21 protein-coding genes are annotated in these 25458 nt (G+C 64.0%); 10 read left to right on the forward strand and 11 right to left on the reverse strand.

All coding sequences use genetic code 11. The annotated features are described in order from the left end of the window. Window positions 1-1677 carry a cytochrome bc1 complex cytochrome b subunit gene (qcrB, locus tag DMB86_RS11605; RefSeq protein WP_113717950.1) on the forward strand — a complete coding sequence of 559 codons (1677 nt, stop codon included), beginning with the start codon at window positions 1-3 and terminating at the stop codon, window positions 1675-1677. 143 nt (window positions 1678-1820) lie between these two features. Here the strand turns inward: qcrB and DMB86_RS11610 are convergent, their stop codons facing one another. Then, window positions 1821-2588: a GntR family transcriptional regulator gene (locus tag DMB86_RS11610; protein WP_113717951.1), complete on the reverse strand. Its 768-nt coding sequence runs from the start codon at window positions 2586-2588 to the stop codon at window positions 1821-1823. A gap of 93 nt (window positions 2589-2681) precedes the next feature. On the opposite strand from DMB86_RS11610, the gene DMB86_RS11615 reads away from it, so the two are divergent. Further along, window positions 2682-2969: an HPr family phosphocarrier protein gene (locus tag DMB86_RS11615; protein ID WP_113717952.1), complete on the forward strand. Its 288-nt coding sequence runs from the start codon at window positions 2682-2684 to the stop codon at window positions 2967-2969. Window positions 2970-3081: 112 nt separating this feature from the next. Here the strand turns inward: DMB86_RS11615 and DMB86_RS11620 are convergent, their stop codons facing one another. The 5 genes from DMB86_RS11620 to DMB86_RS11640 form a co-directional block, all read right to left on the reverse strand. Further along, entirely contained in the window at window positions 3082-3483 is a 402-nt protein-coding gene (locus DMB86_RS11620; RefSeq protein ID WP_113717953.1) for a cytochrome c oxidase subunit 4, read from the reverse strand. Then, window positions 3480-5186 (reverse strand): aa3-type cytochrome oxidase subunit I, encoded by a 1707-nt coding sequence (gene ctaD, locus DMB86_RS11625; RefSeq protein WP_113717954.1) that lies wholly within the window; start codon window positions 5184-5186, stop codon window positions 3480-3482. Before ctaD ends, DMB86_RS11620 begins: the two co-directional genes overlap by 4 nt. A gap of 12 nt (window positions 5187-5198) precedes the next feature. Continuing rightward, window positions 5199-6068: an aa3-type cytochrome oxidase subunit II gene (gene ctaC, locus DMB86_RS11630; RefSeq protein ID WP_113717955.1), complete on the reverse strand. Its 870-nt coding sequence runs from the start codon at window positions 6066-6068 to the stop codon at window positions 5199-5201. 183 nt (window positions 6069-6251) lie between these two features. After that, window positions 6252-6635 (reverse strand): HesB/IscA family protein, encoded by a 384-nt coding sequence (locus DMB86_RS11635; protein ID WP_113717956.1) that lies wholly within the window; start codon window positions 6633-6635, stop codon window positions 6252-6254. A gap of 117 nt (window positions 6636-6752) precedes the next feature. Then, entirely contained in the window at window positions 6753-8180 is a 1428-nt protein-coding gene (locus DMB86_RS11640) for a dipeptidase (RefSeq protein WP_113719523.1), read from the reverse strand. Window positions 8181-8251: 71 nt separating this feature from the next. On the opposite strand from DMB86_RS11640, the gene DMB86_RS11645 reads away from it, so the two are divergent. Both DMB86_RS11645 and DMB86_RS11650 read left to right on the forward strand, forming a co-directional pair. Continuing rightward, window positions 8252-8854 carry a DUF3043 domain-containing protein gene (locus DMB86_RS11645; RefSeq protein WP_227878336.1) on the forward strand — a complete coding sequence of 201 codons (603 nt, stop codon included), beginning with the start codon at window positions 8252-8254 and terminating at the stop codon, window positions 8852-8854. A gap of 38 nt (window positions 8855-8892) precedes the next feature. Further along, the gene (locus DMB86_RS11650) at window positions 8893-9897 is read left to right on the forward strand and encodes an aldo/keto reductase family protein (protein WP_113717957.1); all 1005 of its coding nucleotides are present in this window, start codon (window positions 8893-8895) and stop codon (window positions 9895-9897) included. A 47-nt stretch (window positions 9898-9944) separates the two neighbouring features. Here DMB86_RS11650 and DMB86_RS11655 read toward each other — a convergent pair whose 3' ends face one another. Beyond that, on the reverse strand, window positions 9945-11012 hold the full coding sequence (locus DMB86_RS11655; RefSeq protein WP_113717958.1) for a quinone-dependent dihydroorotate dehydrogenase: 1068 nt from the start codon (window positions 11010-11012) through the stop codon (window positions 9945-9947). Between the two features lie 137 nt (window positions 11013-11149). Here DMB86_RS11655 and DMB86_RS11660 point away from each other — a divergent pair, with 137 nt between their 5' ends. The 3 genes from DMB86_RS11660 to DMB86_RS20300 all read left to right on the forward strand — a co-directional run bounded on the left by DMB86_RS11660 (window position 11150) and on the right by DMB86_RS20300 (window position 14907). Then, a complete protein-coding gene (locus DMB86_RS11660; RefSeq protein WP_113717959.1) occupies window positions 11150-12823 on the forward strand; it encodes an FAD-binding dehydrogenase in 1674 nt (557 codons plus the stop codon). Beyond that, window positions 12820-13890: an alpha/beta hydrolase gene (locus DMB86_RS11665; protein ID WP_113717960.1), complete on the forward strand. Its 1071-nt coding sequence runs from the start codon at window positions 12820-12822 to the stop codon at window positions 13888-13890. The genes DMB86_RS11660 and DMB86_RS11665 overlap by 4 nt, the downstream gene beginning before the upstream one ends. Window positions 13891-14385: 495 nt before the next feature. Next, window positions 14386-14907, forward strand: coding sequence for a hypothetical protein (locus DMB86_RS20300; protein WP_129545519.1), 522 nt, complete (start codon window positions 14386-14388; stop codon window positions 14905-14907). Here the strand turns inward: DMB86_RS20300 and DMB86_RS20305 are convergent. Next, window positions 14904-15689: a hypothetical protein gene (locus DMB86_RS20305; RefSeq protein WP_129545520.1), complete on the reverse strand. Its 786-nt coding sequence runs from the start codon at window positions 15687-15689 to the stop codon at window positions 14904-14906. The genes DMB86_RS20300 and DMB86_RS20305 overlap by 4 nt on opposite strands. Before the next feature lie 304 nt (window positions 15690-15993). Between DMB86_RS20305 and DMB86_RS11670 the strand changes: the two genes are divergently transcribed. Beyond that, entirely contained in the window at window positions 15994-16566 is a 573-nt protein-coding gene (locus tag DMB86_RS11670) for a recombinase family protein (protein WP_113717961.1), read from the forward strand. Between the two features lie 78 nt (window positions 16567-16644). Continuing rightward, window positions 16645-19611 carry a Tn3 family transposase gene (locus tag DMB86_RS11675; protein ID WP_113717962.1) on the forward strand — a complete coding sequence of 989 codons (2967 nt, stop codon included), beginning with the start codon at window positions 16645-16647 and terminating at the stop codon, window positions 19609-19611. Window positions 19612-19700: 89 nt separating this feature from the next. Here the strand turns inward: DMB86_RS11675 and DMB86_RS11680 are convergent, their stop codons facing one another. From DMB86_RS11680 to leuA, 3 genes are all read right to left on the reverse strand, one after another. Beyond that, window positions 19701-20522 (reverse strand): isoprenyl transferase, encoded by an 822-nt coding sequence (locus tag DMB86_RS11680; RefSeq protein WP_113717963.1) that lies wholly within the window; start codon window positions 20520-20522, stop codon window positions 19701-19703. A 5-nt stretch (window positions 20523-20527) separates the two neighbouring features. Beyond that, window positions 20528-21280, reverse strand: a complete 753-nt coding sequence (gene recO, locus DMB86_RS11685) for a DNA repair protein RecO (RefSeq protein ID WP_113717964.1) — start codon at window positions 21278-21280, stop codon at window positions 20528-20530. A gap of 178 nt (window positions 21281-21458) precedes the next feature. Then, window positions 21459-23198: a 2-isopropylmalate synthase gene (leuA, locus tag DMB86_RS11690; protein WP_113719525.1), complete on the reverse strand. Its 1740-nt coding sequence runs from the start codon at window positions 23196-23198 to the stop codon at window positions 21459-21461. A gap of 281 nt (window positions 23199-23479) precedes the next feature. Between leuA and DMB86_RS11695 the strand changes: the two genes are divergently transcribed. Next, window positions 23480-25444 (forward strand): M13 family metallopeptidase, encoded by a 1965-nt coding sequence (locus DMB86_RS11695; protein ID WP_113717965.1) that lies wholly within the window; start codon window positions 23480-23482, stop codon window positions 25442-25444. The last annotated feature ends 14 nt before the right edge of the window (window positions 25445-25458 follow it).

The raw sequence follows: 25458 nt of genomic DNA on the forward strand, positions 1-25458 counted from the left end.
ATGAGTTCTTCAACGCAAGCACCTTATACGCCGAAGACGTCAACCGGCCGGATCACCGACTTTGTTGACCAACGGGTTGGCGGGTCCGGCATCCTGCGCGAATTTGGCCGGAAGGTCTTCCCCGACCACTGGTCCTTCATGTTCGGTGAAGTGGCCCTGTACACCTTTGTCATCCTGCTGCTCTCGGGCACCTTCCTGACCCTGTTCTTTGATCCGTCCATGGCGGAGACGACGTACAACGGCAGCTATATACCGCTCAAGGGCATGCAAATGTCCGTGGCGTACGACTCCACGCTGAACATCTCCTTTGACATCCGCGGCGGCCTCTTCATGCGCCAGGTCCACCACTGGTCCGCACTGCTGTTTGTCGCTGCCGTCTCCGTGCACATGCTGCGCGTTTTCTTCACGGGCGCGTTCCGCAAGCCCCGCGAACTGAACTGGGTGGTGGGCGGCGTCCTGCTCATCATGTCCATGGCTGCCGGCTTCACCGGCTACTCGCTCCCCGATGACCTGCTCTCCGGCAACGGCCTGCGCATCATCGACGGAGTGGTCATGGCCATCCCCGTGGTGGGGACCTACATCTCCTTCTTCCTGTTTGGCGGGGAGTTCCCGGGCACGGCCATCATCAGCCGCCTCTACATGTTCCACATCATGTTGATTCCGGCCATCATCCTGCTCCTGGTGGCTGTCCACCTGTTCATGGTTGTGGTGCACAAGCACACCCAGTACCCCGGCCCGGGCCGCAGCGACCGCAATGTGGTGGGCTACCCCCTCGGCCCGGTCTATGCAGCCAAGGCCGGCGGCTTCTTCTTCATCATCTTCGGCATCGTGGCACTGGTCTCGGCGTTCTTTACCATCAACCCGATCTGGAATTACGGACCGTACGACCCCTCCCCCATCTCCGCAGGCACCCAGCCTGACTGGTACATCGGCTGGGTGGACGGCGCCCTGCGCCTCATGCCGGGCTGGCTGTTCAACATCCCCATGGAATGGCACATCCCGTTCCCCTGGGGTGTCAACACGCTGAGCCTGAACGTGCTGCTTCCGGCCCTGGTGCCTGCCGGACTCGTGTTCACCCTGCTGTTCACGTACCCGTGGATCGAGCGCTGGGTCACCCGTGACGACCGCGAACACCATGTGCTGGACCGTCCCCGCAACGCACCGACCCGCACGGCGATCGGCGTCGCAGGCTTTATCTTCTACTGCGTCATGTGGGCTGCCGCCAGCTCCGACTTGATCGCGACCCACTTCCAGGTCTCGCTCAACGACGTCACGTACTGGCTGCGCGCGCTGTTCTTTGTCGGCCCGATCCTGGGCTTCATCGTTTCAAAGCGGGTCTCCCTGGCGCTGCAGCGCAAGGACCGCGAGATCGCCCTTCACGGCCGCGAAACAGGGCGCATCGTGCGCCTGCCGCATGGCGAGTTCCAGGAAATGCATGCCCAGGTTGACGACTACAAACGGTACAAGCTGGTGGGCTACGAGTCCCCGGTCGCCGAGGACGGCATTCCGAACGAAAACGGCATCGTCACCAAGAGCGAGAAGCGCCGTGCCGCACTGAGCCGCTTCTTCTTCGAGGACCGAGTTGCCCCGGCCACTCCAGCCGAACTGGCGGCGGGCCACGGACACCACGAGGCCATTGAAGCCGGCGAAGAGAGAAGGCCGGTCTCCCGGTACTAGGCGCCAGCAGATTCACTGATTGAGAGCAGAGGGCGGTTCCCCCAGGGGAACCGCCCTCTGCTGCGTTAGTCGCTGCCGGCCGCAGCCACGAACCGGGCCCTGGAGGCGCAGAACGCCGTCAGGCGCCCGGGCGGCCCCGCGGGCTAGTAGCTGCGGCGGGTGCGGACCCCGGGGCGCTGCAGGGGCACACGCAGCTTGTAGCGGTCGGCCCGGTAAAAGGAGATGGAGTAGTCCACCGAGGAGCGGGAGACAAACGCGTGGCGCTCCATGCGCAGGACCGGGGCGCCGACGTCGACCTTCAGGAGCCGGGCAATGGACGGGGTGGCAGCGTTGGCCTCCACGATGTCCTCCCCCCACTCGATGGCCAGGCCATAGCGTTCGCTCAAGAGGTTGTAGAGCGAGGTCGGCGGGCCCTGGTCAAGGATGCCGGGGACGCGCCAGGCCGGAATGAAGTTTTCATCGACGCTCATGGGTTCCTCGTCGGCCAACAGCAGCCTCCGAAACCGGATGACCGCCTGGCCCTCCTCCATTTGCAGCTCGCGCGCCAGGCGGGCCGTGGCGGGGATCTGTTCAAAGGAGAGTGTCCGGGCCGCCGGGCGCATGCCGCGGCGCTGCATCTCCTCGGAGTACGAGGTCAGCTTGACCTGGACATCGAGCTTCTGGTGCGAAACAAACGTGCCCACGCCCACCACCCGGTCAAGCAGTTCCTCATCCACCAGGGCCTCGATGGCCTGCCGGACGGTCATCCGCGCCACACGAAAGTGTGCGGCCAGGTCCCGCTCGGAGGGAAGCTGGCTGCCGGCCTTGGCCTGTCCGGTGACGTATGCGCGGAACAGTTCCCGGAGCTGGATGTGCACCGAGACGCCGGATGCCCGTTCCAGGTGTCCCGGGACGTCGCTTGCCGGAGGCACTAAATAACCCACTGAACTCCTTTGCTGTCCTGATCCAGCCTAAAACACGACTACTCTCAATACGTAAAAGCAACTACCTCCAAGGAGACAGCAATGTACACCCGGAAAGCGACCGTGGCGGCCGCCGTGGGCCTCCACGCCCGGCCAGCCGCGGTCTTTGTCCGCGCCGTCAACCAAACGGGGCTCCCCATCCTGCTGGCGAAGGAAGGCCTGGCCCCCGTCGACGGGCGGTCGCTCCTGGAAGTGATGACGGCGGACTTCCTCTGCGGCACCGAAGTGGAGATCTCCGTTCGCGCGGGCGGCCTGGATGAAGAGCTGGTCCAGTCAGCAGTCGACCGCCTGGCGGCACTCCTGGGCACGGACCTGACAGACCCTTCCTGACACGGGGAGCATCCGGCCCCCGGGTTAGTTAACGCGTCAGGGGCCCGTCCCCCACTGTGAAGTGGGGGACGGGCCCCTGACGCGTTCCAAGGCGCAAGCCTGGAGCCCATGCCTAGTGCGCGTGGTCTCCGCGACTGTATTCGTACACCCAGCCGATCAACGCAATGGCGGCGAGGCCCGCACCAAGGAACAAGATCCACCAACCCACGGCAACGCCCAGGAAGCTGATAGCGCCCGAGAGGCCCAGCACCAGGGGCCACCAGCTCCAGGGGCTGAAATGCCCCTGTTCGCCGGAGCCTTCGTGGATTTCCGCATCACCGCGGTCCTCCGGCCGGGGGCCAACCCGCTTGCCGGTGTAGTACAGGTACGTGCCGATCAGGAGGCACAGGCCGGCGACGAGGAACAGGGCAAGGTAGCCCACATGTTCATGCCATCCCACCATGAATCCATACACGATTCCAACCGGGATGAAGAACAGGCCCAAGAGAATGAAAAACCAGGATTCCACCTTCACTTGGTTCCCCCCTTCGATGAAGCGGCCACGGGTACCGGTTGATAGTGCGGAGCCAGTTCCGGATGATGCAGGTCCAATGCCGGACGCTCGGAACGGATGCGCGGCAGTGAGGTGAAGTTGTGGCGCGGAGGCGGGCAGGATGTGGCCCACTCCAGCGAGGCGCCAAAGCCCCAGGGATCGTCAACTTCGACCTTCTTGCCGCTGCGCCAGGTGATGTAGACGTTCCAGAACCACGGGATCATGGAAGCGCCAAGGACGAACGAGGAAATCGTGGAGAACTGGTTCATCCACGTGAAGCCATCCTGCGGCAGGTAATCGGCGTAGCGGCGGGGCATACCAAGTACACCAAGCCAGTGCTGAATCAAGAACGTGCCGTGGAAGCCGAGGAACAGCATCCAGAAGTGGATTTTCCCGAGACGCTCATTGAGCATCTTTCCCGTAAACTTGGGCCACCAGAAGTAAAAGCCGGCAAACATGGCGAACACCACCGTGCCGAACACTACGTAGTGGAAGTGGGCCACCACGAAGTAGGTATCAGAGACATGGAAGTCCAAGGGCGGCGATGCCAAGATGATCCCCGTCAGGCCACCGAAGAGGAACGTCACAATGAAGCCCAAACTCCACAGCATGGGCGTTTCAAAGGTCAACGAACCACGCCACATGGTTCCGATCCAGTTGAAGAACTTCACGCCGGTAGGTACCGCGATCAGCATCGTCATGAAGGAGAAGAACGGCAGCATAACTTGTCCGGTCACGTACATGTGGTGAGCCCACACAGTGACCGACAAAGCTGCGATGGAAATGGTGGCAAAGACCAGGCCCTTGTAGCCGAACACAGGTTTTCGGCTAAACACGGGGAAGATCTCAGAAACTATGCCGAAGAACGGCAAAGCGATGATATAGACCTCCGGGTGGCCGAAGAACCAGAACAGGTGCTGCCATAGCATGGCACCGCCGTTTTCCGGGTCAAAGATATGCGCACCGAATCGGCGGTCCGCTCCGAGGGCAAACAGCGCGGCGGCCAGCGGCGGGAAGGCCATCAGGACCAGAATGGCCGTAATGAGCGTGTTCCACGTGAAGATGGGCATCCGCCACATCGTCATACCGGGGGCGCGGAGGGTAATGATGGTGGTGATGAAGTTGACCGAACCGAGAATGGTTCCGAAACCTGACAACGCTAGACCAAACACCCACAAGTCCCCACCGATACCTGGACTGAAGGTGGTGTTGGAGAGAGGTGCGTAAGCAAACCAACCAAACGCTGCAGCACCCTGGGGGGTGATGAAGCCGGAGACGGCAATGGTGCTACCGAATAGGAAGAACCAGAACGCCAGAGCGTTCAGTCGCGGGAAGGCGACGTCGGGTGCACCAATTTGCAGAGGCATGATCACGTTCGCGAAGCCGGCAAACAGCGGCGTGGCGAACATGAGCAGCATGATGGTTCCATGCATGGTGAACAGCTGGTTGTACTGATCCTTGGTCTGCAGGATCTGCATCCCCGGCTCAAACAGCTCCGCGCGGATGATGAGCGCCATAACGCCACCAAGGCAAAAGAAGATGAATGAGGCGATCAGGTACATGTATCCGATCGTCTTGTGGTCGGTGGACGTGATCCAGTTGACCACGATGCGGCCCTTGGATACGGGGACCACCCTAGGTGCTACCGAATTTACTTCGGTTGCCGAGTACTCGAGTGTAGACACTTTCCTCTCCCCCTACTTCTGATTCAGATTCGGATTGCGGTCGTACTTGCTGCCCAGGTCGCCGATTTGGCCCTTGGCCTTCAGTGCTGCCATGTGGGTCTCAAATTCCGCTTGCGTGACTACCTTGACGTTGAAGAGCATCTCAGAGTGGTATTCACCGCACAGTTCCGCGCACTTACCGTCGTACTCGCCAAGGGCAGTGGGTGTCAGCGTCATGTAGTTGGTGACACCCGGCAGAACGTCTTTTTTGTCCAGGAAAGCCGGCACCCAGAATGAGTGGATGACGTCGCGGGAGTTGAGCTGCAGTTCAACACTCTTGTTGATCGGCAGGTACAAGGTGGGGAACTTTGATTTATCGATCGCAGTCCCGTCAAGGGGTGCCTGGACGCCAACGTCATAGACACTCTCGGAGACGTTACTGCCTTGGAGGTAGCTGAAGTCCCAAGCCCACTGCTTTGCCCGGACGTCGACTACCAAATCCGGATGATCCACGCGTGCGTTGATGGATTGTTGCTGAACATCGGTGAAGTGGAAGAACACCAGCACCATGAACAACGGCACCAGCACATAAAAAACCTCCAAGGGGAGGTTGTAGCTGGTCTGCCGGGGGAACCCCGTGGCCCCCCTGCGGCGGCGGTAGGCGATGATGCACCAGATGATCAGGCCCCACGTGATCAGGCCGATGATCAAGACCGTGATCCAGGTATTCACCCACAGGTCGATGATCCCTGCCGTGTGGTTGGTGGTCTCACGCGTCGACGGCAACCAGCCATTTCTATTCTCTGCCGTACATCCTGACAAAGCTAACGCTCCGGCAATCGCCAGCCCCGTTATGGGGATGACTTTTGCGCGTCGGCTGCCGGTTCGGTCCTGCGAACTCACAGACGGCCCTTCCTCTTGTTACTGCGCACCGGGCAGGCTTGGGGCCTGCGGTACGAAACGGGTTTTACTACTCGATGTAGAGCTTACCGCCATGGCGCGCAAAATGCGCACCAAACCCACCGTGCGTCGTCGTCGAAAAGTGAAAATCCGCCGTCGGGCCCTGCATCGGCTATAAAGCTCTCTTTAGTGGAACGAGTCGCCGCAGGCACAGGAGCCTCCGGCGTTCGGGTTGTCGATGGTGAAGCCCTGCTTTGAGATGGTGTCCTCAAAGTCAATGCTGGCACCGTCCAGGTAGGGCACGCTCATCTTGTCGATGACGACCTCGACGCCGTCGAACCCGCGGACGGCGTCCCCGTCGAGGAGCCGCTCGTCAAAGTAGAGCTGGTAGATCAGTCCCGAGCACCCACCGGGCTGCACGGCGACGCGCAGCCGGAGGTCGGTGCGGCCTTCCTGCTCAAGGAGGCTGCGGACCTTGCCCGCGGCGACATCGCTGATCAGCACGCCGTGGGAGGGCAGCTCGGCCACATCAACGGCCGCTGTGGTTTCTTCGTGGACATTTGCAGTCATGGCTTTTCCTTACGTGGGGTACAAATACATGCTACGTCGGGCCCGGCAGGGGCGCTAACTTAAGGCAACAGCAGGACGCCCGTTTGTGTTCCCCCGCCGGCCTTCCCCAGGGCGCCGCTAAGCCCGGTTCGTCGCGGCGTTCATCGCGGCGAGCAGCAGCGCCTCGGCGGTGACCGCCTTTTCAAAGTCGCCCAGGTGCAGCGATTCATTCGCACTGTGCGCGCGGGAATCGGGATCTTCGACGCCGGTGACCAGGATCTGCGCGGCGGGGAACACCTCGGTGAGGTCGGCAATGAAGGGTATGGAGCCGCCCATGCCGCTTTCCACGGCAGGAACCCCCCAGGACTCCCCCAGCGCCCACAGCGCGGTTTTGGCGGCGGGCGCGTCCGTGTCCGTGGCGAACGGCTGGCCGGCCTCCCCCGGCGTGAAGGTGACGTGCGCGCCGAACGGGGCGTGCCGCTGCACATGCGCATCCAGTGCGGCCATGGCGGCTTCGGGGTCCTGTCCGGGCGCCAGGCGCAGGCTGATCTTGGCCCGGGCAGCCGGCAGCAGGGTGTTGGAGCTCATCGCCACCGAGGGAATGTCCATGCCGATGATGGACAGTGCCGGCTTGTCCCACAGCCGCGAGGTGATGCTGCCCGTCCCGGCAAGGACCACCCCGTCCAGGACGGCGGCGTCCGCACGGAAGGTTGCCTCCGGGTAATCCAAGATGGCGTGCTCGCTGGAGGCCAGGCCCTCGATGGCGACCGATCCGGCGTCGTCGTGGAAGGTGGCAATGAGGCGCGCCAGCAACGTGGGCGCGTCGAGGATGGGGCCGCCAAACATGCCCGAGTGCACGGCGTGGTCCAGCACGCGGACCTCCACGGTGCCGTCCACCAGGCCGCGCAGGCTGGTGGTCAGTGCCGGGACGCCCACCTTCCAGTTGGAGGAATCGGCCACCACGATCACGTCGCCGCCGAGAAGCGCGCGGTGCGTCTGCAGGAAGGTGCGGAACGTCGGCGAGCCTGCCTCCTCTTCGCCCTCGATGAACAGGGTCACGCCGAGGCCGAAGTCGTCCCCCAGGACGTCCGCGACGGCGCGCATGGAACCGATGTGGGCCATGATGCCGGCCTTGTCGTCCGCAGCGCCGCGGCCAAACAGGCGTCCGTCCTTTTCGACGGCGGTGAAGGGTTCGGTCTCCCACAAGGAAAGGTCCGCGGGAGGCTGGACGTCATGGTGGGCGTACAGCACCACCGTAGGGTAGCCCGGCTTCGCCGGCTTGCGGGCGACGACGGCGGGTCCCCCGGGTGCGCCGTCGTCCTTGTTCACGCGCAGGATCTGCACGTCCTCGAGGCCCAGGCCGCGCACCAGGGCGGCAACCGCCTCCGCGCTGCGGTCCAGCTGGGCGGCGTCAAAGGCGTCCCACGCGATGCCGGGGATCGCAACGAGTTCCTTCAGTTCGGCAACAGTGTCTGTGAATCTGCGCCGGACGCTGGCACGCAGCTCGTCGATGGGGACCCCGGCGCCGAGGCCGGATGCGGGTGCGGGAAGGGTTTCTTCAATCATGTCAGCCAGCCTACCGCCGTCGGCAGGGGCCGCCGTCAAGGGGCCGGCCGCTTCCGGGGTATCCTTTACGGGTGTTTGGACGTAAGAAAGATCAAGCCCCCGACCCGCAGGCCGCGCCTGCCCCCGCCGCGCCGATTGACAGGTTCAGGGACCCGCAATCGGCCAAGGGCGTGCCCACGCCCTCGCGCAAGGATCAGGAGGCCGCCCGCAAGCGCCCGCTGGTGCCCAACGACCGCGCGGCCGCCAAGGAGGCGGCCAGGGACGCCCGCCGCGAGGAGCAGGCCCGCATGCGCCGCGCCCTCGACACCGGCGAGGAGCGGTTCCTGCCGGTCCGCGACAAGGGCCCGCAGAAACGCTACGCCCGCGACTTTGTGGACGCGCGCTTCAGCCTCGGGGAATACGTCATGTTCGCGGCCCTGGCCATCGTGATCCTCACCGTGGTCATCCCCTCGACCAACAACTCGCAGATCTACATCTTCATGCTGTTCTGGATCCTGGTGGCCGGCGTGGCCATTGACGCCTGGTTCATGTCCCGCAAGCTCAAGCGACAGCTGGTCGGAAAGTTCGGTTCCGTCGACTCGGGCGTCGTCTGGTATGGCACCATGCGCTCCCTGCAGTTCCGCCGCCTGCGCCTGCCCAAGCCCATGGTCAAGCGCGGGGAATGGCCCAGCTGATCCCACCCGCGGGGCCCCTCGGCCGATAGTCTGGTGGCATGGAATACCGCTACCTCGGCCGCTCAGGCCTGAAAATCACCGAAATCACCTATGGCAACTGGCTGACCCACGGATCCCAGGTGGAGAACGACGTCGCCACCGCATGCGTGCAGGCCGCCCTCGACGCCGGCATCACCACCTTTGACACGGCGGACGCATACGCCAATGGCAAGGCGGAGGAAGTGCTGGGCGCCGCGCTGGCCGGGCAGCGCCGCGAGTCACTGGAAATCTTCACCAAGGTGTACTGGCCCGTGGGGCCGAAAGGGCCCAACGACACCGGCCTGTCCCGCAAGCACATCATGGAAGGCATCAACGGTTCGCTGCGGCGCCTGAACATGGACTACGTGGACCTGTACCAGGCCCACCGCTTCGACCACGAAACGCCGCTGGAAGAAACCATCGCCGCCTTTGCCGACGTGGTCCGGTCCGGCAAGGCCCTGTACATCGGCGTCAGCGAATGGACCGCGGACCAGATGCGGCGCGGTCAGGCGCTGGCCCGCCAGGCCGGCTTCTCGCTGGTGTCCAACCAGCCCCAGTACAACGCCCTGTGGCGCGTGATCGAGCCCGAGGTCATCCCCGCGGCCAGGGAGCTGGGCATGTCCCAAGTGGTCTGGTCGCCGATGGCCCAGGGCATGCTCTCCGGCAAATACCTGCCCGGCCGGCCCGCTCCGGCAGGCTCCCGGGCCACCGACGAGCACGGCGGCAAGTCCACGATCAGCCGGTACCTGGATGACTCCATCCTCGAAAACGTGCAGAAGCTGCGCCCCATCGCGGAGCAGCTGGACCTGTCGATGGCTCAGCTGGCCATCTCCTGGGTGCTGCAAAACGACAACGTCGCCACCGCACTGGTCGGAGCGTCCCGCCCGGATCAGGTGGCCGAGAACGTCAAGGCCTCCGGCGTGAAGATTCCGCCGGAGCTCATGTCAGCCATCGACGACGCCCTGGCACCGAGCATCGAAAACGACCCCGCCAAGACCACCAGCCCGGCGTCGCGCCCCGCATAGGGAGCTCCCGGGATTTTCGGGCGGGACACCACGCAAATGGCCGCCAGCTACTTCCGCAGCCTGGCCAGCTCCTTGTTGATCCGGGCCGCCCAGAACGGACCTTCGTAGAGGAACGCGGTATACCCCTGGACGAGGGTGGCGCCGGCGTCGAGCCGTTCCTGCACTTCGACACCCGTTTCCACACCGCCCACGGAAACCAGGACCACCCTGTCCCCCACTGCTGCCTTTAGCTGGCGCAGGACGGCCAGGGAGCGGGTTTTCAGCGGCGCCCCGGACAGCCCACCGGCACCCTTCTCCTCCACGAGCGGGGCCGGGCTGGCCAGGCCGTCACGACTGATCGTGGTGTTGGTGGCGATGATGCCGTCGAGCTCCAGGTCGAGTGCCAGTTGGGCGACGTCGGCAATGTCCTCGTCGGAGAGGTCTGGTGCGATTTTCACCAGCAGCGGCACATGCCTGCCCGCAGCGGAATCGGCGGCCTCCCGCACCCCGGCCAGCAGGGGGCGCAGCGTTTCCACATTTTGCAGCAGGCGCAGCCCGGGGGTGTTGGGCGAGCTGACGTTGACCACCAGGTAATCGGCCGACGGGGCCAGGGTGCGGGCGCTAAGGAGGTAGTCCTCCAGGGCGTCGTCCAGCTCCACCGCCTTGGTCTTGCCGATGTTCACACCCACGACGGGGCGGGCTGCGTCATACGTGTTGCCCAGCTCCGCCCGCGCCTGGGTGAGGCGCGGCGCAACGGCGGCGGCGCCGTCGTTATTGAAGCCCATGCGGTTGATGACGGCCCTGTCCTCGACGAGGCGGAACAGGCGCGGCTGCGGGTTGCCGGGCTGCGGCCGGCCCGTGATGGTGCCGACCTCGATGTGGCCGAACCCCAGGTTGGCCAGGGCGTTGATGCCCTTCCCTTCCTTGTCGAATCCGGCGGCCAGGCCGAAGGGCGTGGGGAACGACAGGCCGAATGCGGTGGTCTGCAGCGAAGGTGCGGGGGCCAACATGCGCCGCAGCACGGCTCCGGCGCCCGCGCGGTGGGCGGCTTTGATGAGGGTGAAACCAATTTTGTGCGCCCTTTCGGCGTCGATCCATGAGAAGCAGAGCCTAAAGAAGGTGGGGTATATGCGCATGCCTCCTAGTTTTCCGTCTCGCGGTCGCAACTGCAAAACGCCGGCCCGCGGGATGACATGGCGGCCGGGACCCACAACCGCGGGGGGCCCGCTGGGGACGTGCGGGCAGTGGGAGCGGCTGGGGATAGCATGGCGGCATGGGAAGCAATGGCGGGGAATCCGCGTTTCAGGCCGATGTGGTGGTGGTCGGGGCCGGCCTGTCCGGGCTGGTCTGTGCCGCCGAGGCCTACAACGCCGGCAGGAGGGTGCTCCTGCTGGACCAGGAGCCCGAGGCTTCGCTGGGCGGCCAGGCGCATTGGTCCTTCGGCGGGCTGTTCATGGTGGACTCCCCCGAACAGCGCCGGCTGGGCGTGAAGGACAACGAGGACCTTGCCCTGTCCGACTGGATGGGCTCTGCCGCCTTTGACCGCCCCGAGGACCGCTGGGCACGCCAGTGGGCGGACGCCTATGTGCACTTTGCTGCCGGCGAGAAGCGCGCCTGGCTGCACGCGCTCGGTGTGCGCTTCTTCCCGCTGGTCCAGTGGGCCGAGCGCGGGGGCTACGATGCCCAGGGGCACGGCAATTCCGTCCCCCGCTTCCACGTGGTCTGGGGCACCGGGCCGGGGATCCTGGAACCCTTTCTGGCCAAGGTGGCCGACGGCGTGGCCGAAGGCCGCGTGCAGCTGGCGTTCCGCCACCGGGCCACCGAGATGGTGTTCGAGGCCGGACGCGTCACCGGGGTGCGCGGGGACGTCCTCGCCGGCTCCACCGCCGGGCGGGGCGAGGCCAGCAGCCGGGACGTGGCGGGCGCGTTCACGGCCGCCGCCGGGGCCGTCGTGGTCACGACCGGCGGCATCGGCGGCAACCACGCCATGGTGCGCAGCCAGTGGCCCGGAAAGGCCAGCCCGGCGTACATGCTGGCCGGCGTCCCCGCCTCCGTGGATGGGGAGTTCCAACAGGCGGTGGCCCGCGCCGGCGGCAACCTCGTCAACACCGACCGGATGTGGCACTATCCCGAAGGCATCCACAACCCTGATCCCGTTTGGCCCAACCACGGGATCCGCATCCTTTCCGGGCCCTCCCCGCTGTGGCTGGATGCCTACGGCCACCGGCTTCCCGTGCCGCTCTTCCCCGGCTTCGATTCCCTGGGCACGCTGCGGCATCTGGGCACCACGGGCCGCGGCCATTCATGGTTTGTGCTGAACAAGACGATCATCGGTAAGGAATTTGCCCTGTCCGGTTCCGAACAGAACCCCGACCTGACCGGACGGGACGTCAGGATGCTGGCCAAGCGGGCCCTGCCCGGGGCCACCGGGCCGGTGCAGAAGTTCCTGGACCGTGGCATGGACTTCCTGCACGCGCCCACAGCCCAGGAGCTCGCCGCGAAAATGAACGCGCTCATTGGCGAGGACCTGGTGGACCCGCAGGGGCTGCACGAGACGCTGGCCGCGCGGGACCGGCAGGTGCTCAGCGGGCTCGGCAAGGACGCCCAGCTCAACGCCATCCGGGAGGCACGCCGCTTCGCCACCGACCGGCTCATGCGGGTGGTGCCGCCGCACCCGATGCTGGCCCCCGAGCACGGGCCGTTGATTGCGGTGCGCCTGTCCGTGTTGACGCGCAAGAGCCTCGGCGGGCTTCAAACGGACCTGGCCGCCCGGGTGCTGGACACCCACGGTGAACCCCTGGCGGGATTGTTTGCCGCGGGCGAGGCCGCCGGCTTTGGCGGCGGCGGCGTGCACGGCTACCGGTCGCTGGAAGGGACCTTCCTGGGCGGCTGCCTCTTCTCCGGCCGGAGCGCCGGACGCAGCGCCGCCGCGGACACCGCATCGTGACCGGTGCCGCCGGCGGCTGGACGGAGGACATCCTGGGGCCGGACTACAGCGCGCTGACGCTGGCGGTCCCGCGCCCCGACGGCACTCCCCGGCAGGCCACCCTGGTGCGGCACCGTCCGGCGGGTCCGGAAGAGCTGGCGGCCGCCGGGGCGGGTCCCGCGCAGCGACCGGCAGTGCTGTACATCCATGGGTGGAGCGACTACTTCTACAACACGGGGCTCGCGGAGTTTTTCACCGGCCACGGCTATGACTTCTACGCACTGGACCTGCACAACCACGGCCGCAACCTGGCCAGCCACGAACTCGGCGGGTACGTGGACGACCTGTCGGACTACGACGACGAAATCACTTTGGCGCACGCCACCATCCAGGCCGGAGCCGGAGCCGGAGCCGGAGCCGGGGCAGGGGACGGGAACGCAGCTGGGGAAGTGGCTGGCAATCATGCCGTCGAATTTCCCATCGTGCTCATGGGCCACTCCACTGGCGGGTTGGTCGCCACCCTTTGGGCGCACAGGTTTCCGGCCAAGGTGGGCCAGCTGGTACTTAACAGCCCATGGCTGGAGATCCAGGGCGGTGCGGCCATCAGGCGGGCAGCCACTCCATTGGTGCGGCCGGTGGCCGACCTGCGCCCGTTGACCCGGATGCGCGTGCCGGAACGGACATTTTACTGGCGCGGCATCAGCGATGAAGCCTACGGTGAATGGCATGTGGACCGTTCCATGCGGCCGCCCCAGGCTTTCCCGGTCCGGGCGGGCTGGATGAGGGCCGTCCTGGCGGCGCAGCGCCACGTGGCCGGCGGGCTGGGCCTGCCCATGCCCGTCCTTGTCCTGCTCTCGTCGCGCAGCATGCTGGGACCTGTGTGGAACGACGCCATGCTGCGGGCGGACGTGGTGCTTGACGTGCGCGCGCTGGCGCTGCGCGCCGTTTCCCTGGGGAACAGCATCACGGTGGAGCGGATTGACGGCGGCCTGCACGAGGTGTTCCTCTCCCCTGTCGAGGTGCGCCGGGATGCCTACCACCGCCTGGAGCGCTGGCTGCGCGGCTACGGGCCCGTCGGCACGTTATGACACAGTTGTGCCATAACGCGCTTTTCGGGGTGGTTTGTGAAAAAGTAGAATATCCAACGCCAAGGCTTTGTCACCTCGTAGCGGTCGGGATGCAGGCGAGAGCCGGAAGATCCTGCCGCCGGCCACCTTACAAGCGAACGCTGGCCTTCGCCACGGACACTTCATCGGCGTGGTAGCGACTGAAATCCGGCAGAACCCGGTGACGAAGCACAAGAGTTCGCACATTCAAGGGATAACAACCAAGATACCCACAGCGATGCCTGGGCGATCACACACAACTTGGATGGACTTCATCCCCGTGCTCTGAGCATCTTGCCTCGGAAAAATCAAGAAATCTAGAAAACCGGCCTATTCTATTGGCGATGAATGTGTAACGATGAGCATACGCTGAAAAAGCGCGATTGACTCACATGAGCCAGTCTCATCTTGGGGGAACAGGACTGAACTGTTGAGACGTTGCCGCTTAGTCAACTTCCCTCTCGGATTAAGAAGAGGATGATCGTGAACTTTAGAAAATTTTTGCGGTTAACATTGGGATTGTTTCTGACTGCTGCCTTCATTGTTGCCGGGACCATGACTGCTAATGCAGCAGTTGGACCGGGTGGAAGTGTTATCACTTGCGGGATCTATGCAGACTATCCCCACGCGTCGAATCATGTCAGTGGAACCATCAACGCCGTTGGACGAGTTGAATGTGATGGCCTTGTAAACGAGATCTATCTCAAGGTTACTTTGGCCAAAAGCAACGGCTATCTGTCTTCAACCACACAGGATCGTTTCTATCCCACTGGCGGACGTTTGAGCGGGAATGCAGCGAAAAGCTGCGCTGAAGCGCCAGGGACATTTCAGACCCGAGTCAATGCGGTGGTGCACTTCCCCGCCGGCTACACTCCCACACCGCAAGTGGGAAATCAAAACAGTGCATGGTTCGCATTGGCTTGCGGCGTAGCCTTCAAAGCCGGAGCAACTGCCCCGTCAAGCCAGCCCTTGTACACAATAGTCGCCAGAAAGCTCTAAGCGGTTGGTTCCGCTGGAAGAGTAATCTGTTTACCAGCCCTAAATTTCCAGCGGAGCCACACCGTCGTCTCGACGCTCCAAAATGAAGCCTCGATAACCTTGCCATGCCAATTAAATTCTATACTATCGATGGAAGCAACAGCTTTAGGCGTTATGTGAATTGCATCATATTCTTCTGCCGCAGCAACCCAATTTACACTGACACCAGATATTCCCTGGCGTGGAAATCGACAAACAAATGAGCACCAGTCCATTGATGAATCGACGATCAACTGTTTAGCTTTTTCCTCTATTTCCAAATTCCATGCAAACCAGGGCCGTGTGTAAATATGTTCGTGTGTGATTACGTACAGAAACCACATTCCAAGATCCTCAGGTGAAGCGACTGAGGTAAATATTGCTGATTTAGCCGGTTTGCCAGCCCATGAATCAGAAGGATCTGTCGGAGTGTTAAACTTCTGCAAGGACGGTCCTGGACTGGTGGCGCGCCCCGAGACCATCCAAGACTGAATGCCAGACCTCCTTCGAGCTAGATGCTCCTCATTTAGTTTCAAAAGTTCGTTTGAATGATTTACCACGTCGTCGACAAATTCTGGGTCGGCGTCGCTGTCAAGAACGGTTTGACCTAATTCGGCCTCCGGGTAGATTGAATTAATCAGAGCGAACATCCGTTTTTGAATTGTTGTGGGTTCAAATTGAATGGCCAATTCGAAAGTGGAATTATCATATCGAATCAGTTTCGAATTGAATTCATTTAGTCTATTTTCAATAAACGATTCCATTTTCGATGCTTCCTTGAGTATTAATTACCATCAATAGAGGCGTAGCCTACCATCCAAATGTCGGCCTCTCGATCAGCCCATATGCACGGCAGGGCGTGAGCACTATGCAACCCTTGTAGTTCTGATCGAGTGCCCAGATCATTCTACTGACAGGTGGCGTTAGGCGAACAGTGTACTGTATCGATCGTTCGCGAGACACTGTCAACCCAGTTTCGGGAACCGCGGAACCACGCGGCCCATTTTGTAACGCTTCCCGTGTACGCAGCAATGTAACGTTAAACCGGGTTGGTGATACATTTTGGGTATGCGAATCGGATACGGGCGTGTCTCAACACGCGATCAGCACCCTGAGGCCCAGCACGACGCCCTGGCCGCGGCTGGCTGCGAGCAGGTCTTTCTCGACACGGCGTCGGGGACGCTGGCCCGCCGTCCCGAACTCGACAAGGCGCTGCTCTCGGCCAACCGGGCAGGGGATCAGCTTGTTGTCACCAAGCTCGATCGGCTCGGGCGTTCGTTGGAAAACCTCATCGACCTGTCCAAGACACTGCAGGAGCGCGGCGTGGACCTGGTGGTCCTGGACCAGGGCATCGACACGTCATCACCTGCCGGACGGATGTTCTTTCAGATCCTCGGCTCGATCGCCGAGTTCGAACACGCCCTGATGTCCGAGCGGACCCGTGACGGGCTGGCCGCCGCTCGGGCCCGGGGCCGGACGGGCGGACAGAAACCAAAGCTCGGTCCCCGGCAGGTCAAACTGGCCCGCGACATGTATGAGGAAAAGGACGCCGACGGGAAACGTGCCCACACCGTCGAACACATCGCCCAGGAATTCGGCGTCACCCGGCCCACCATCTACCGGCACCTGGCCAAACCATGAACGCCGGGCCCTGCGCGTCACACCAGAACGACGGCAAGACCGTTGTTCTCGCCCGTTTAGCGGATAGGAACGTCTGAAGTGGCCCTGCGTTCCTTGCTTACGGCTGCCGAGCGTAGCCAGATCCTGGCAATTCCCACTGGAACGGAGGACCTGGCAGCCCACTACACGCTCAGCGAGGCGGACATGTCCTTGATCCGGCAACGCCGCGGAGACGTGAACAGGCTGGGCTTGGCCGTCCAGCTGTGTCTGCTGCGCCACCCGGGAATCGCGCTGGGCGACGATACCGATGTTCCCTTGGAGCTGGTCGCCTGGCTGGCCTCGCGCCTGGCCGTCTCCGCCGAGGCGTGGACAGGCTACGGGGACCGAGAGCAAACGCGGCAAGACCACGCCAAGGAACTGCGCACCTACCTGGGCATGTCTGCGTTCGGCATCGAGGATTTTCGCCGGCTCGTGGAGCACGTGGGTGATGTGGCCGCGCAAACGGACAAGGGCCTGCTCCTGGTCGAAAGCGCCAGGGACTTCCTGCAGGCACAGAAGGTCGCCCTTCCCGGGATCGGCGTCATTGAACGGGCCTGTGCGCAGGCGCTGACCAGGGTGAACCGGCGAATCTACGCCACCTTGGGTGAGCAACTGTCCGCGGGCCACCGGCAACGCCTGGATGGGTTGTTGCTTCGTCGCCCCGATAGTTCATTGACCGAAATCGGCTGGCTGCGGCAGGCACCCCGGCGCCCCAACGCACGGGCCATGAATGAGCACATCGACAGGCTGACTGCCTGGCGTGCCCTCGATCTTCCCTGGGCCGCCGGCAAACTGGTGCACCGGAACAGGCTGTTGAAGCTGGCTCGCGAGGGCGCCTCCATGACGGCGGCAGACCTGGCCAAGTTTGAACCCGGACGCCGCTACGCGACCCTCTTCGCTCTGTCGGTGGAAAGCATGGCTACCGTCACCGACGAAATCATTGAGCTGCACGATCGGATCATGGCCCGGATCATTCGCACCGCCCAGAACAAGCAAAACCAGAACATCCTGGCGTCCCGCGCCACCGTCGCGGCCATGATGCGCCTGCACTCCAAGCTCGGTGATGCCCTGCTGGAGGCCAAGGAAAATGGCGAGGATCCCTTCGCCGCAATCGAAACAGCCATCGGCTGGGAATCCCTGGCCGAAAGCATCGCCCAGGCAAAGGAGCTCACCCGGCCGGCCCTCGAAGACCACCTCGCTCTGGTCAGCGCACACTTCACCACGCTGCGCCGCTATACGCCGGCGTTCCTTGCCGTCCTTGACCTCCACGCCGCACCGGCGGCGCAGGGCCTGCTGGCCGCGATCAACGTCATCCGAGCCCTGAACACCACCGGCGTCCGGAGGATCCCGGAGGATGCACCCACCTCGTTCATCAGGCCCCGGTGGAAGCCACTGGTCTTCACCGACGACGGCTTCCACCGGGGATTCTACGAGTTCTGCGCCCTCGCGGAACTAAAGAATGCCCTGCGTTCCGGGGACATGTGGGTCACCGGATCACGTCAGTTCCGCGACTTCGATGGCTACCTTCTTGCCGGCGATGACTACACCGGGATAAAGAACTCCGGGAAGCTGCCTCTGATCACGACCGACGGAAGCACCCAGTACCTCGAGGGCAGGCTTGCCCTCCTTCAGAAGCGGCTGAAGGAAGTCAACGACCGCGCCGCCCGCGACGAACTCCCCGGGGTGCTGGTCACCGAGAAAGGTGTGAAAATCACCCCTCTGGAGACGATCGTCCCCGCGCACGCGCAACCACTGATCGACCAGGCAAGCGCCATGTTCCCACGGATCCGGATCACCGACCTGCTGATGGAAGTCGATGGTTGGACCGGATTCACCCGCCACTTCACCAACCTCAAATCCGGACAGCCCTCCAAGGACAAACAGCTCCTGCTCACCGCCATCCTGGCCGACGGAATCAACCTGGGCCTGACGAAGATGTCCGAGTCATGCACCGGAGTCACCTACGCCCAGCTGGACCGCCACCAGGCCGCTTACATCCGGGATGAAACCTACAGCGCCGCCCTGGCGGAACTGGTGAACAGCCAACACGGGCACCCCTTCGCCGCGCACTGGGGCGATGGCACCACCTCGTCCTCGGACGGGCAGCGCTTCCGTGCCGGCAGCCATGCCGAATCCACCGGGCATGTGAACCCCAAATACGGTTCCGAGCCCGGACGGCTGATCTACACGCATGTTTCGGACCAGTACTCGCCCTTCCACAGCAAACTCATCAACGTCGGGGAGCGTGACGCGACCTATGTCCTGGACGGGCTGCTCTACCACGAGTCCGAACTGCAGATTCAGGAGCACTACACCGACACCGCCGGATTCACCGACCATCTCTTTGCCCTCATGCACCTGCTCGGCTACCGGTTCGCGCCCCGGATCCGCAACATCGGCGATACCCGCCTCTACACACCCACCAACGCTCCAGAGCTTGCCACGTTGGCGCCGCTGATCGGCGGCACCATCAACACGAAAACCATCGCCGCGCACTGGGACGAGATGCTCCGCCTGGCCGCATCCATCAAGACCGGCACCGTGACCGCATCGTTGATGATGCGCAAACTCGGCGCCTACCCACGCCAAAACGGACTCGCCACGGCCCTGCGAGAACTGGGCAGGCTGGAACGGACCCTCTTCCTGCTGGACTGGGTCCAGGACCCGGGCCTGCGCCGCAAGGTCACGGCCGGGCTGAACAAGGGCGAAGCCCGGAACACCCTGGCCCGTGCCGTCTTCTTCAACCGCCTCGGCGAAATCCGGGATCGCAGTTTTGAGCAGCAACGCTACCGCGCCAGCGGACTGAACCTCCTCACCGCGGCCATCGTGCACTGGAACACCGTCTACCTCGACCGCACCATCACCACCCTGACCAGCAACGGCGGTGACATCGACCCGGACCTGCTGCGGTTCCTCTCACCCCTGGGCTGGGAACACATCAACCTCACCGGCGACTACACCTGGCCCCGCGCCAACCAGATCAAACCCGGCAAATACAGGCCACTACGACGCCCGGCAAAACCTTAGCGTTGGATATTCCACTTTTTCACAAGCCACCCCTTTTCGAAAAACGTGCCGTTCGGACCGGGACCGGTCCATGGCCGCGCTACGCGCCCCTATTGTCTGGCCGCGGCGGCGGCATCGACGGCGCCGCCATACCGACGGTCGCGGCGGGCAAATTCATCCACTGCGGCCCATAGCGTCCTGCGGTCGACGTCCGGCCACAGCGTGTCCATGAAGACAAATTCAGCATAGGCGCTTTGCCAAAGCAGGAAGTTGGACGTCCTTTGCTCGCCGCTGGAGCGCAGAAAGAGGTCCACGTCCGGCATGTCCGGAACATACAAGTACTTGTGGATGCTCCGCTCGGTGATGGACTTGGGATTGACCTTCCCGGCCGCTACGTCCGCGGCCAGGGCGGCGACGGCGTCGGCGATCTCTGCCCTGCCGCCGTAATTAACACACATGGTTAACGTGATCGTGTCGTTATCCTTGGTGTGTTCCTCGGCCACTTGAAGCTCCTTGATGACCGAGCCCCAGAGGCGGGGCTTGCGGCCGGCCCATCGGATGCGCACCCCCCACGCGTCCAGCTGATCGCGCTGGCGTCTTAATACGTCCTTGTTAAATCCCATCAGGAAGCGGACTTCCTCCGGGGAGCGCTTCCAGTTCTCGGTGGAGAACGCGTAGACGCTGACGTACTTGATCCCCATCTCAATGGCGCCCGCCATGACATCCAGGAGCGCAGGTTCGCCGGCCTTGTGGCCCTCCACGCGCGGCAGCCCGCGCTGGTTGGCCCAGCGGCCGTTGCCGTCCATGACAATCGCCACGTGCTTGGGCACGAGGGCGGCCGGGATCTCCGGCATGGCCGCGCCTGAGGGGTGCGGCCAGGGCGCCGTGACGGCGGTCCGTGCCTTGCTGCGGCTGCTTTGGTGTCCTGCCATGGGTTCTACACACGCTCCACAAGTTTCAGGGATCGCACGGTGCGTTCCAAGTGCCACTGGACATAGCCTGCCACCAGGCCTGCCGCCTCCCGGCGGTGAATGTACTCGGACGCATCCGCCCCGGCCCAGTCCCCGCTGAGCAGGCTGGCGAGCAGCGCCATGGTCGGCGGAGCAGGGGCGGGCGATCCCGGCGGCCGGCAGTCCGGGCACACGGCCCCGCCCAGTGCCGCATTGAACGCTCCGTGCGGGCCTGGATCCCCGCACCGGGCGCAGTCGCCAAAGCTGGGCGCCCAGCCGGCAATGGACACGGCCCGTAAAAGATAGGAGTCCAGGATCAGTTCCGGTGCGTGGGCACCCCGGCTCAGGGCGGCGAGGGCCCCGACCAGCAGAAGGTAGTGGGCAGTGGATGTTTCGCCGTCGACATCGGTCAGCCGCTCGGCGGTCTCAGCCATGGCTGCGGCCACCACGTACCGGTCATAGTTGGCAGCTATCGCGTCTCCATAGCTGGCCTTCGCCACGGCCTGCGTGACGATGTCCAGGGTGCGGCCCTTGACCAGCTGGAGGTCGGCCACCATGAAAGGTTCGAGCCTGGCCCCGAACTTGCTGCTGGTGCGCCGCACGCCGCGGGCAACGGCGCGCAGCTGACCGTGCCGGTGGGTCAGCAGCGTGATGATCCTGTCCGCCTCGCCCAGTTTATGGGTGCGCAGGATGACGGCGTCGTCCCGGTAGGTGCGTGCGGCGAACGATTGATTGGACACCCCACCATTCTCCCACCTGGCGGCGCACTTGCCGTCCTCCCCCACGCCCCTCGGCGCGCCCGACGGAGCACCCGTCAACGGCGGTGACCGCTGGCCGCATCGCACGGGCGACGCCGGAGGGCGGCCCCGATGGAGCCGCCCTCCGGCGTCGAACGCCATCAGCTGATGGCATGGCTGCCTACGCCGTGGCGTCCCGGACGGCCCGGTTGACCGCGGAGATGACTGCCTTGAGGGATGAGGTGGACGTGTTGGCGTCGATCCCCACACCCCACAGCACACGCTCGCCCACGGCACACTCAACGAACGCCGCCGCCCGGGCGTCGCCACCTTCACTCAGTGCGTGCTCGGAGTAGTCCAGGACGCGCACGTCGACGCCGTCCTCGCCGAGGATGGCCAGCAGGGCGGCGATGGGCCCGTTTCCGGTGCCCGTACGGGTGGCCTTCACCCCGTCAATGGACATGTTCGCAATCAGGGTCATTTCGCCGTCGTCATCCGTGGACGTCGTGAACGGGCCGATGCGGTAGCGGCCCCAGGCGTCATTGGAGACTTCGGCGGGCAGGTATTCGTCGGTGAAGATGTTCCACAGCTCGCTGCCGCTGACTTCTCCCCCCACCGTGTCGGTGCGCTTTTGGATGACTCCGGAGAACTCGATCTGGGCACGGCGGGGCAGGTCCAAGCTGTGTTCGTTCTTCAGCAGGTAGGCCACGCCGCCCTTGCCGGACTGCGAGTTTACGCGGATCACGGCCTCATAGCTGCGGCCCAGGTCCTTCGGGTCGACCGGCAGGTACGGGACGGCCCATGGGTGGTTGGAGACCGCGTTGCCGGCGACGGCGGCGTCGGCCTCAAGCGCCTCCAGGCCCTTCTTGATGGCGTCCTGGTGTGAGCCCGAGAAGGCCGTGAAGACGAGGTCCCCACCATAGGGGACCCGCTCCCCTACCGGAAGCTGGTTGCAGTACTCGACCGTGCGGCGTACGTCGTCGATGTCGGAGAAGTCGATCATGGGGTCAATGCCTTGGGTGAACATGTTCAGGCCCAGCGTGACCAGGTCCACGTTGCCCGTGCGCTCACCGTTGCCGAACAGGCAGCCCTCAATCCGGTCCGCGCCGGCCAGGTATCCCAGCTCGGCGGCCGCGACGCCGGTGCCGCGGTCATTGTGCGGGTGCAGCGAAAGGATGATTCCCTCCCGCGGGTGCAGGTTCCGGCTCATCCACTCAATGGAGTCCGCGTACACGTTCGGGGTGGCCATTTCCACCGTGGCGGGCAGGTTGATGATGACCTGGTTGTCCTCCGAGGCCTCAAAAATGTCCGCGATGGCATTGCAGACCCGTAACGCGTACTCCGGCTCCGTGCCCGTATAGGACTCCGGGGAATACTCATAGGTTATGCGGGTGTCGGCGAGGGACTCCTCGTACTTCTTGCACAGCCGGGCGCCCTGAAGCGCGATGTCCAAAATCCCGTCCTCGTCCTGATTGAAGACCACCCGGCGCTGCAGCACGGACGTGGAGTTGTAAAGGTGGACGATTGCCTGCCTGGCCCCCACGAGTGCCTCGTAGGTCCGCTCGATCAGGTGCTCTCGGGCCTGCGTCAGGACCTGGATGGTGACGTCGTCAGGTATGTGGCCGCCCTCGATCAGCTGGCGCACAAAGTCAAAGTCCGTCTGTGACGCGGACGGGAAACCAACCTCAATTTCCTTGTAGCCCATCTTGACCAGCAGTTGGAACATCTTCATCTTGCGGCCTGGGCTCATGGGATCGATGAGTGCCTGGTTGCCGTCGCGCAGGTCCACTGCGCACCAGCGGGGGGCCTTGGCGATGACCTTGTCCGGCCAGGTGCGGTCCGGCAGGCTGACGTTAATCTGCTCGTGGAAGGGAATGTAGCGATGGACCGGCATCCCTGAGGGTTTTTGTGCGTTTCGCATGGAGGTGACCTTAATCTTGTTCAACTTTGGGTAGCTCGGCCGGGCGCCACTTACACCGCAGCGAGGGCGGCCAATGCCACGTTGATCAGTTCAACGTTGGTTCAGGCCTCGCCGCGGCAGCTAAGACGGAGCATTCCAGTGCGCACATTTTTAGCGTAGCACGGCACTAGGATGATGGTGAAAGGGCTCACCATTTGTGCGTTTGCGGCCCGTAACGAACCACAAGAGGCGCCTGGCAAGTCCGGCGGAACGCACCCATCAATCCAAGGGGACAGATCACTTTGACTCATTCCGGCATCAACCTGGACAACGTCGACCAGAACGTCAGGCCGCAGGACGACCTCTACGCCCATGTGAACGGCCGGTGGCTTGCGCGTGAAGTCATTCCGGACGACCGTGCCCTCACCGGCTCCTTCACAGTCCTGCGCGACGAATCCGAGGCCGCGGTCCGGGCCATCATTGAACGCGCCGCCGAATCCGCCGCCCGGCCCGACACCGCGGCCGGCGGCATCGAAGCCAAGATCGGCGACCTCTACGCGGCCTTCATGGACGAGTCCGCCGTGGAAACGGCCGGAGCCGCGCCGCTCTCCCCCAGGCTCAAGGCGGTCGAAGAGGCCGGCTCCATTGCCGCCGTCGTCAGTTTGATGGGCGAACTGGACCGAAGCGGCGGGGACGGGCTGTTCGGGGCCTATGTCAACAACGACGCCGGAAATCCTGACCGTGCGCTGCTCCACCTTTTCCAATCGGGACTGGGCCTGCCGGACGAGTCGTACTACCGGGAGGAAAAGTTTGCCGCCGTGCGGGACGCCTACGTGGCACATGTCCAGGCCATGCTCGAACTGGCCGGGAGGGCGGACGCCGCGGACAAGGCGGCCCGCGTCATGGCGTTGGAGACGGAGATTGCGGCCACACATTGGGACAAGGTGACGCTGCGGGACCCGAAGAAGACCTACAACCTCATGGACAGGCGCGACGCGCTGGAACTGCTGCCAGCCCTGGAGCTTTGGCTGGACGCCCTGGGGGTCAGTGCCAGACAAAGCGCCGAACTGGTGGTCGCCACACCCGACTTTTTCCGAGGTCAGGCGCCGCTGCTGGTGGAGGACCGGCTGCAGGACTGGAAAGCCTGGCTCGCCATGCGCACCATCGCCAGCGCCGCTCCGTACCTGTCCAAGGATTTCGTGGATGAGAATTTTGCCTTCCACGGCACCACGCTCACCGGCACGCCGGCCATCCGCGACCGCTGGAAGCGCGGCGTGGCCTTGGTCGAGGGGGCCCTGGGCGAGGCTGTGGGCCAGCTGTACGTGGCCGAGCACTTCCCCGAGAGCCACAAGGCCCGGATGGAGGTCCTGGTGGCCAACCTCATCGCGGCCTACCGGGAAAGCATCGCCGGGCTCCGTTGGATGAGCCGGGAGACCATCGACCGCGCCCTGGCCAAGCTGGAGGCTTTCACTCCCAAGATCGGCTACCCGTCCAAGTGGCGCGACTACTCCTCCCTGGACATCCTGCCCGGGGACCTGATCGGCAACATCGAGCGCAGCAACGCCTTCGAGCTGGCCCGTCAGCTCGCCAAGATCGGCCAGCCGATCGACCGGGAGGAATGGTTCATGACCCCCCAGACGGTCAACGCCTACTACAACCCCACCATGAACGAGGTGGTGTTCCCCGCCGCGATCCTCCAGCCGCCGTTCTTTGACGCGGACGCCGACGACGCCGCCAACTACGGCGGCATCGGCGCCGTGATCGGCCACGAGATCGGCCACGGCTTTGACGACCAGGGCTCACAGTTTGACGGCACCGGGACCCTGCGCAATTGGTGGACTGACGAAGACAGGACCGCCTTCGAGGCCCTGACGGCGAAACTCGTGGAGCAATACAACGCCCTGTCCCCTTCGGCCGCACCCGACCAGACCGTCAATGGGGAGCTCACCCTGGGTGAGAACATCGGGGATCTGGGCGGTCTGGCCATCGGCTACAAGGCCTACCAGCTGAGCCTCGACGGAACCAGGCCGGCCGAAATTGACGGCCTGACCGGCGCGCAGCGGTTCTTCTTCTCCTGGGCTGAATGCTGGCGGACGAAGATTCGCCATGAAGAGGCCGTGCGCCGGCTGGCCGTGGACCCCCACTCCCCCGGCGAATGGCGCTGCAACGCGGTGGTCCGCAACCTTGACGCCTTCCACGAAGCCTTCGCCACGACGGCCGAAGACGGTTTGTGGATGGAGCCCGCGGACCGCGTCAGCATCTGGTAGGCGCAGGAGCAGGG

This window comes from Arthrobacter dokdonellae (genome assembly GCF_003268655.1).
Taxonomy (GTDB): domain Bacteria; phylum Actinomycetota; class Actinomycetes; order Actinomycetales; family Micrococcaceae; genus Specibacter; species Specibacter dokdonellae.

Bases quoted from the DNA above. Each gene is read 5' to 3' on its own strand.
- qcrB (WP_113717950.1), top strand. From the start codon at position 1: ATGAGTTCTTCAACGCAAGCACCTTATACGCCGAAGACGTCAACCGGC.
- DMB86_RS11615 (WP_113717952.1), top strand. From the start codon at position 2,682: ATGTACACCCGGAAAGCGACCGTGGCGGCCGCCGTGGGCCTCCACGCC.
- DMB86_RS11635 (WP_113717956.1), bottom strand. From the start codon at position 6,635: ATGACTGCAAATGTCCACGAAGAAACCACAGCGGCCGTTGATGTGGCC.
- DMB86_RS11640 (WP_113719523.1), bottom strand. From the start codon at position 8,180: ATGATTGAAGAAACCCTTCCCGCACCCGCATCCGGCCTCGGCGCCGGG.
- DMB86_RS11650 (WP_113717957.1), top strand. From the start codon at position 8,893: ATGGAATACCGCTACCTCGGCCGCTCAGGCCTGAAAATCACCGAAATC.
- DMB86_RS11655 (WP_113717958.1), bottom strand. From the start codon at position 11,012: ATGCGCATATACCCCACCTTCTTTAGGCTCTGCTTCTCATGGATCGAC.
- DMB86_RS11660 (WP_113717959.1), top strand. From the start codon at position 11,150: ATGGGAAGCAATGGCGGGGAATCCGCGTTTCAGGCCGATGTGGTGGTG.
- DMB86_RS20300 (WP_129545519.1), top strand. From the start codon at position 14,386: ATGATCGTGAACTTTAGAAAATTTTTGCGGTTAACATTGGGATTGTTT.
- DMB86_RS20305 (WP_129545520.1), bottom strand. From the start codon at position 15,689: ATGGAATCGTTTATTGAAAATAGACTAAATGAATTCAATTCGAAACTG.
- DMB86_RS11670 (WP_113717961.1), top strand. From the start codon at position 15,994: ATGCGAATCGGATACGGGCGTGTCTCAACACGCGATCAGCACCCTGAG.
- DMB86_RS11680 (WP_113717963.1), bottom strand. From the start codon at position 20,522: ATGGCAGGACACCAAAGCAGCCGCAGCAAGGCACGGACCGCCGTCACG.
- leuA (WP_113719525.1), bottom strand. From the start codon at position 23,198: ATGCGAAACGCACAAAAACCCTCAGGGATGCCGGTCCATCGCTACATT.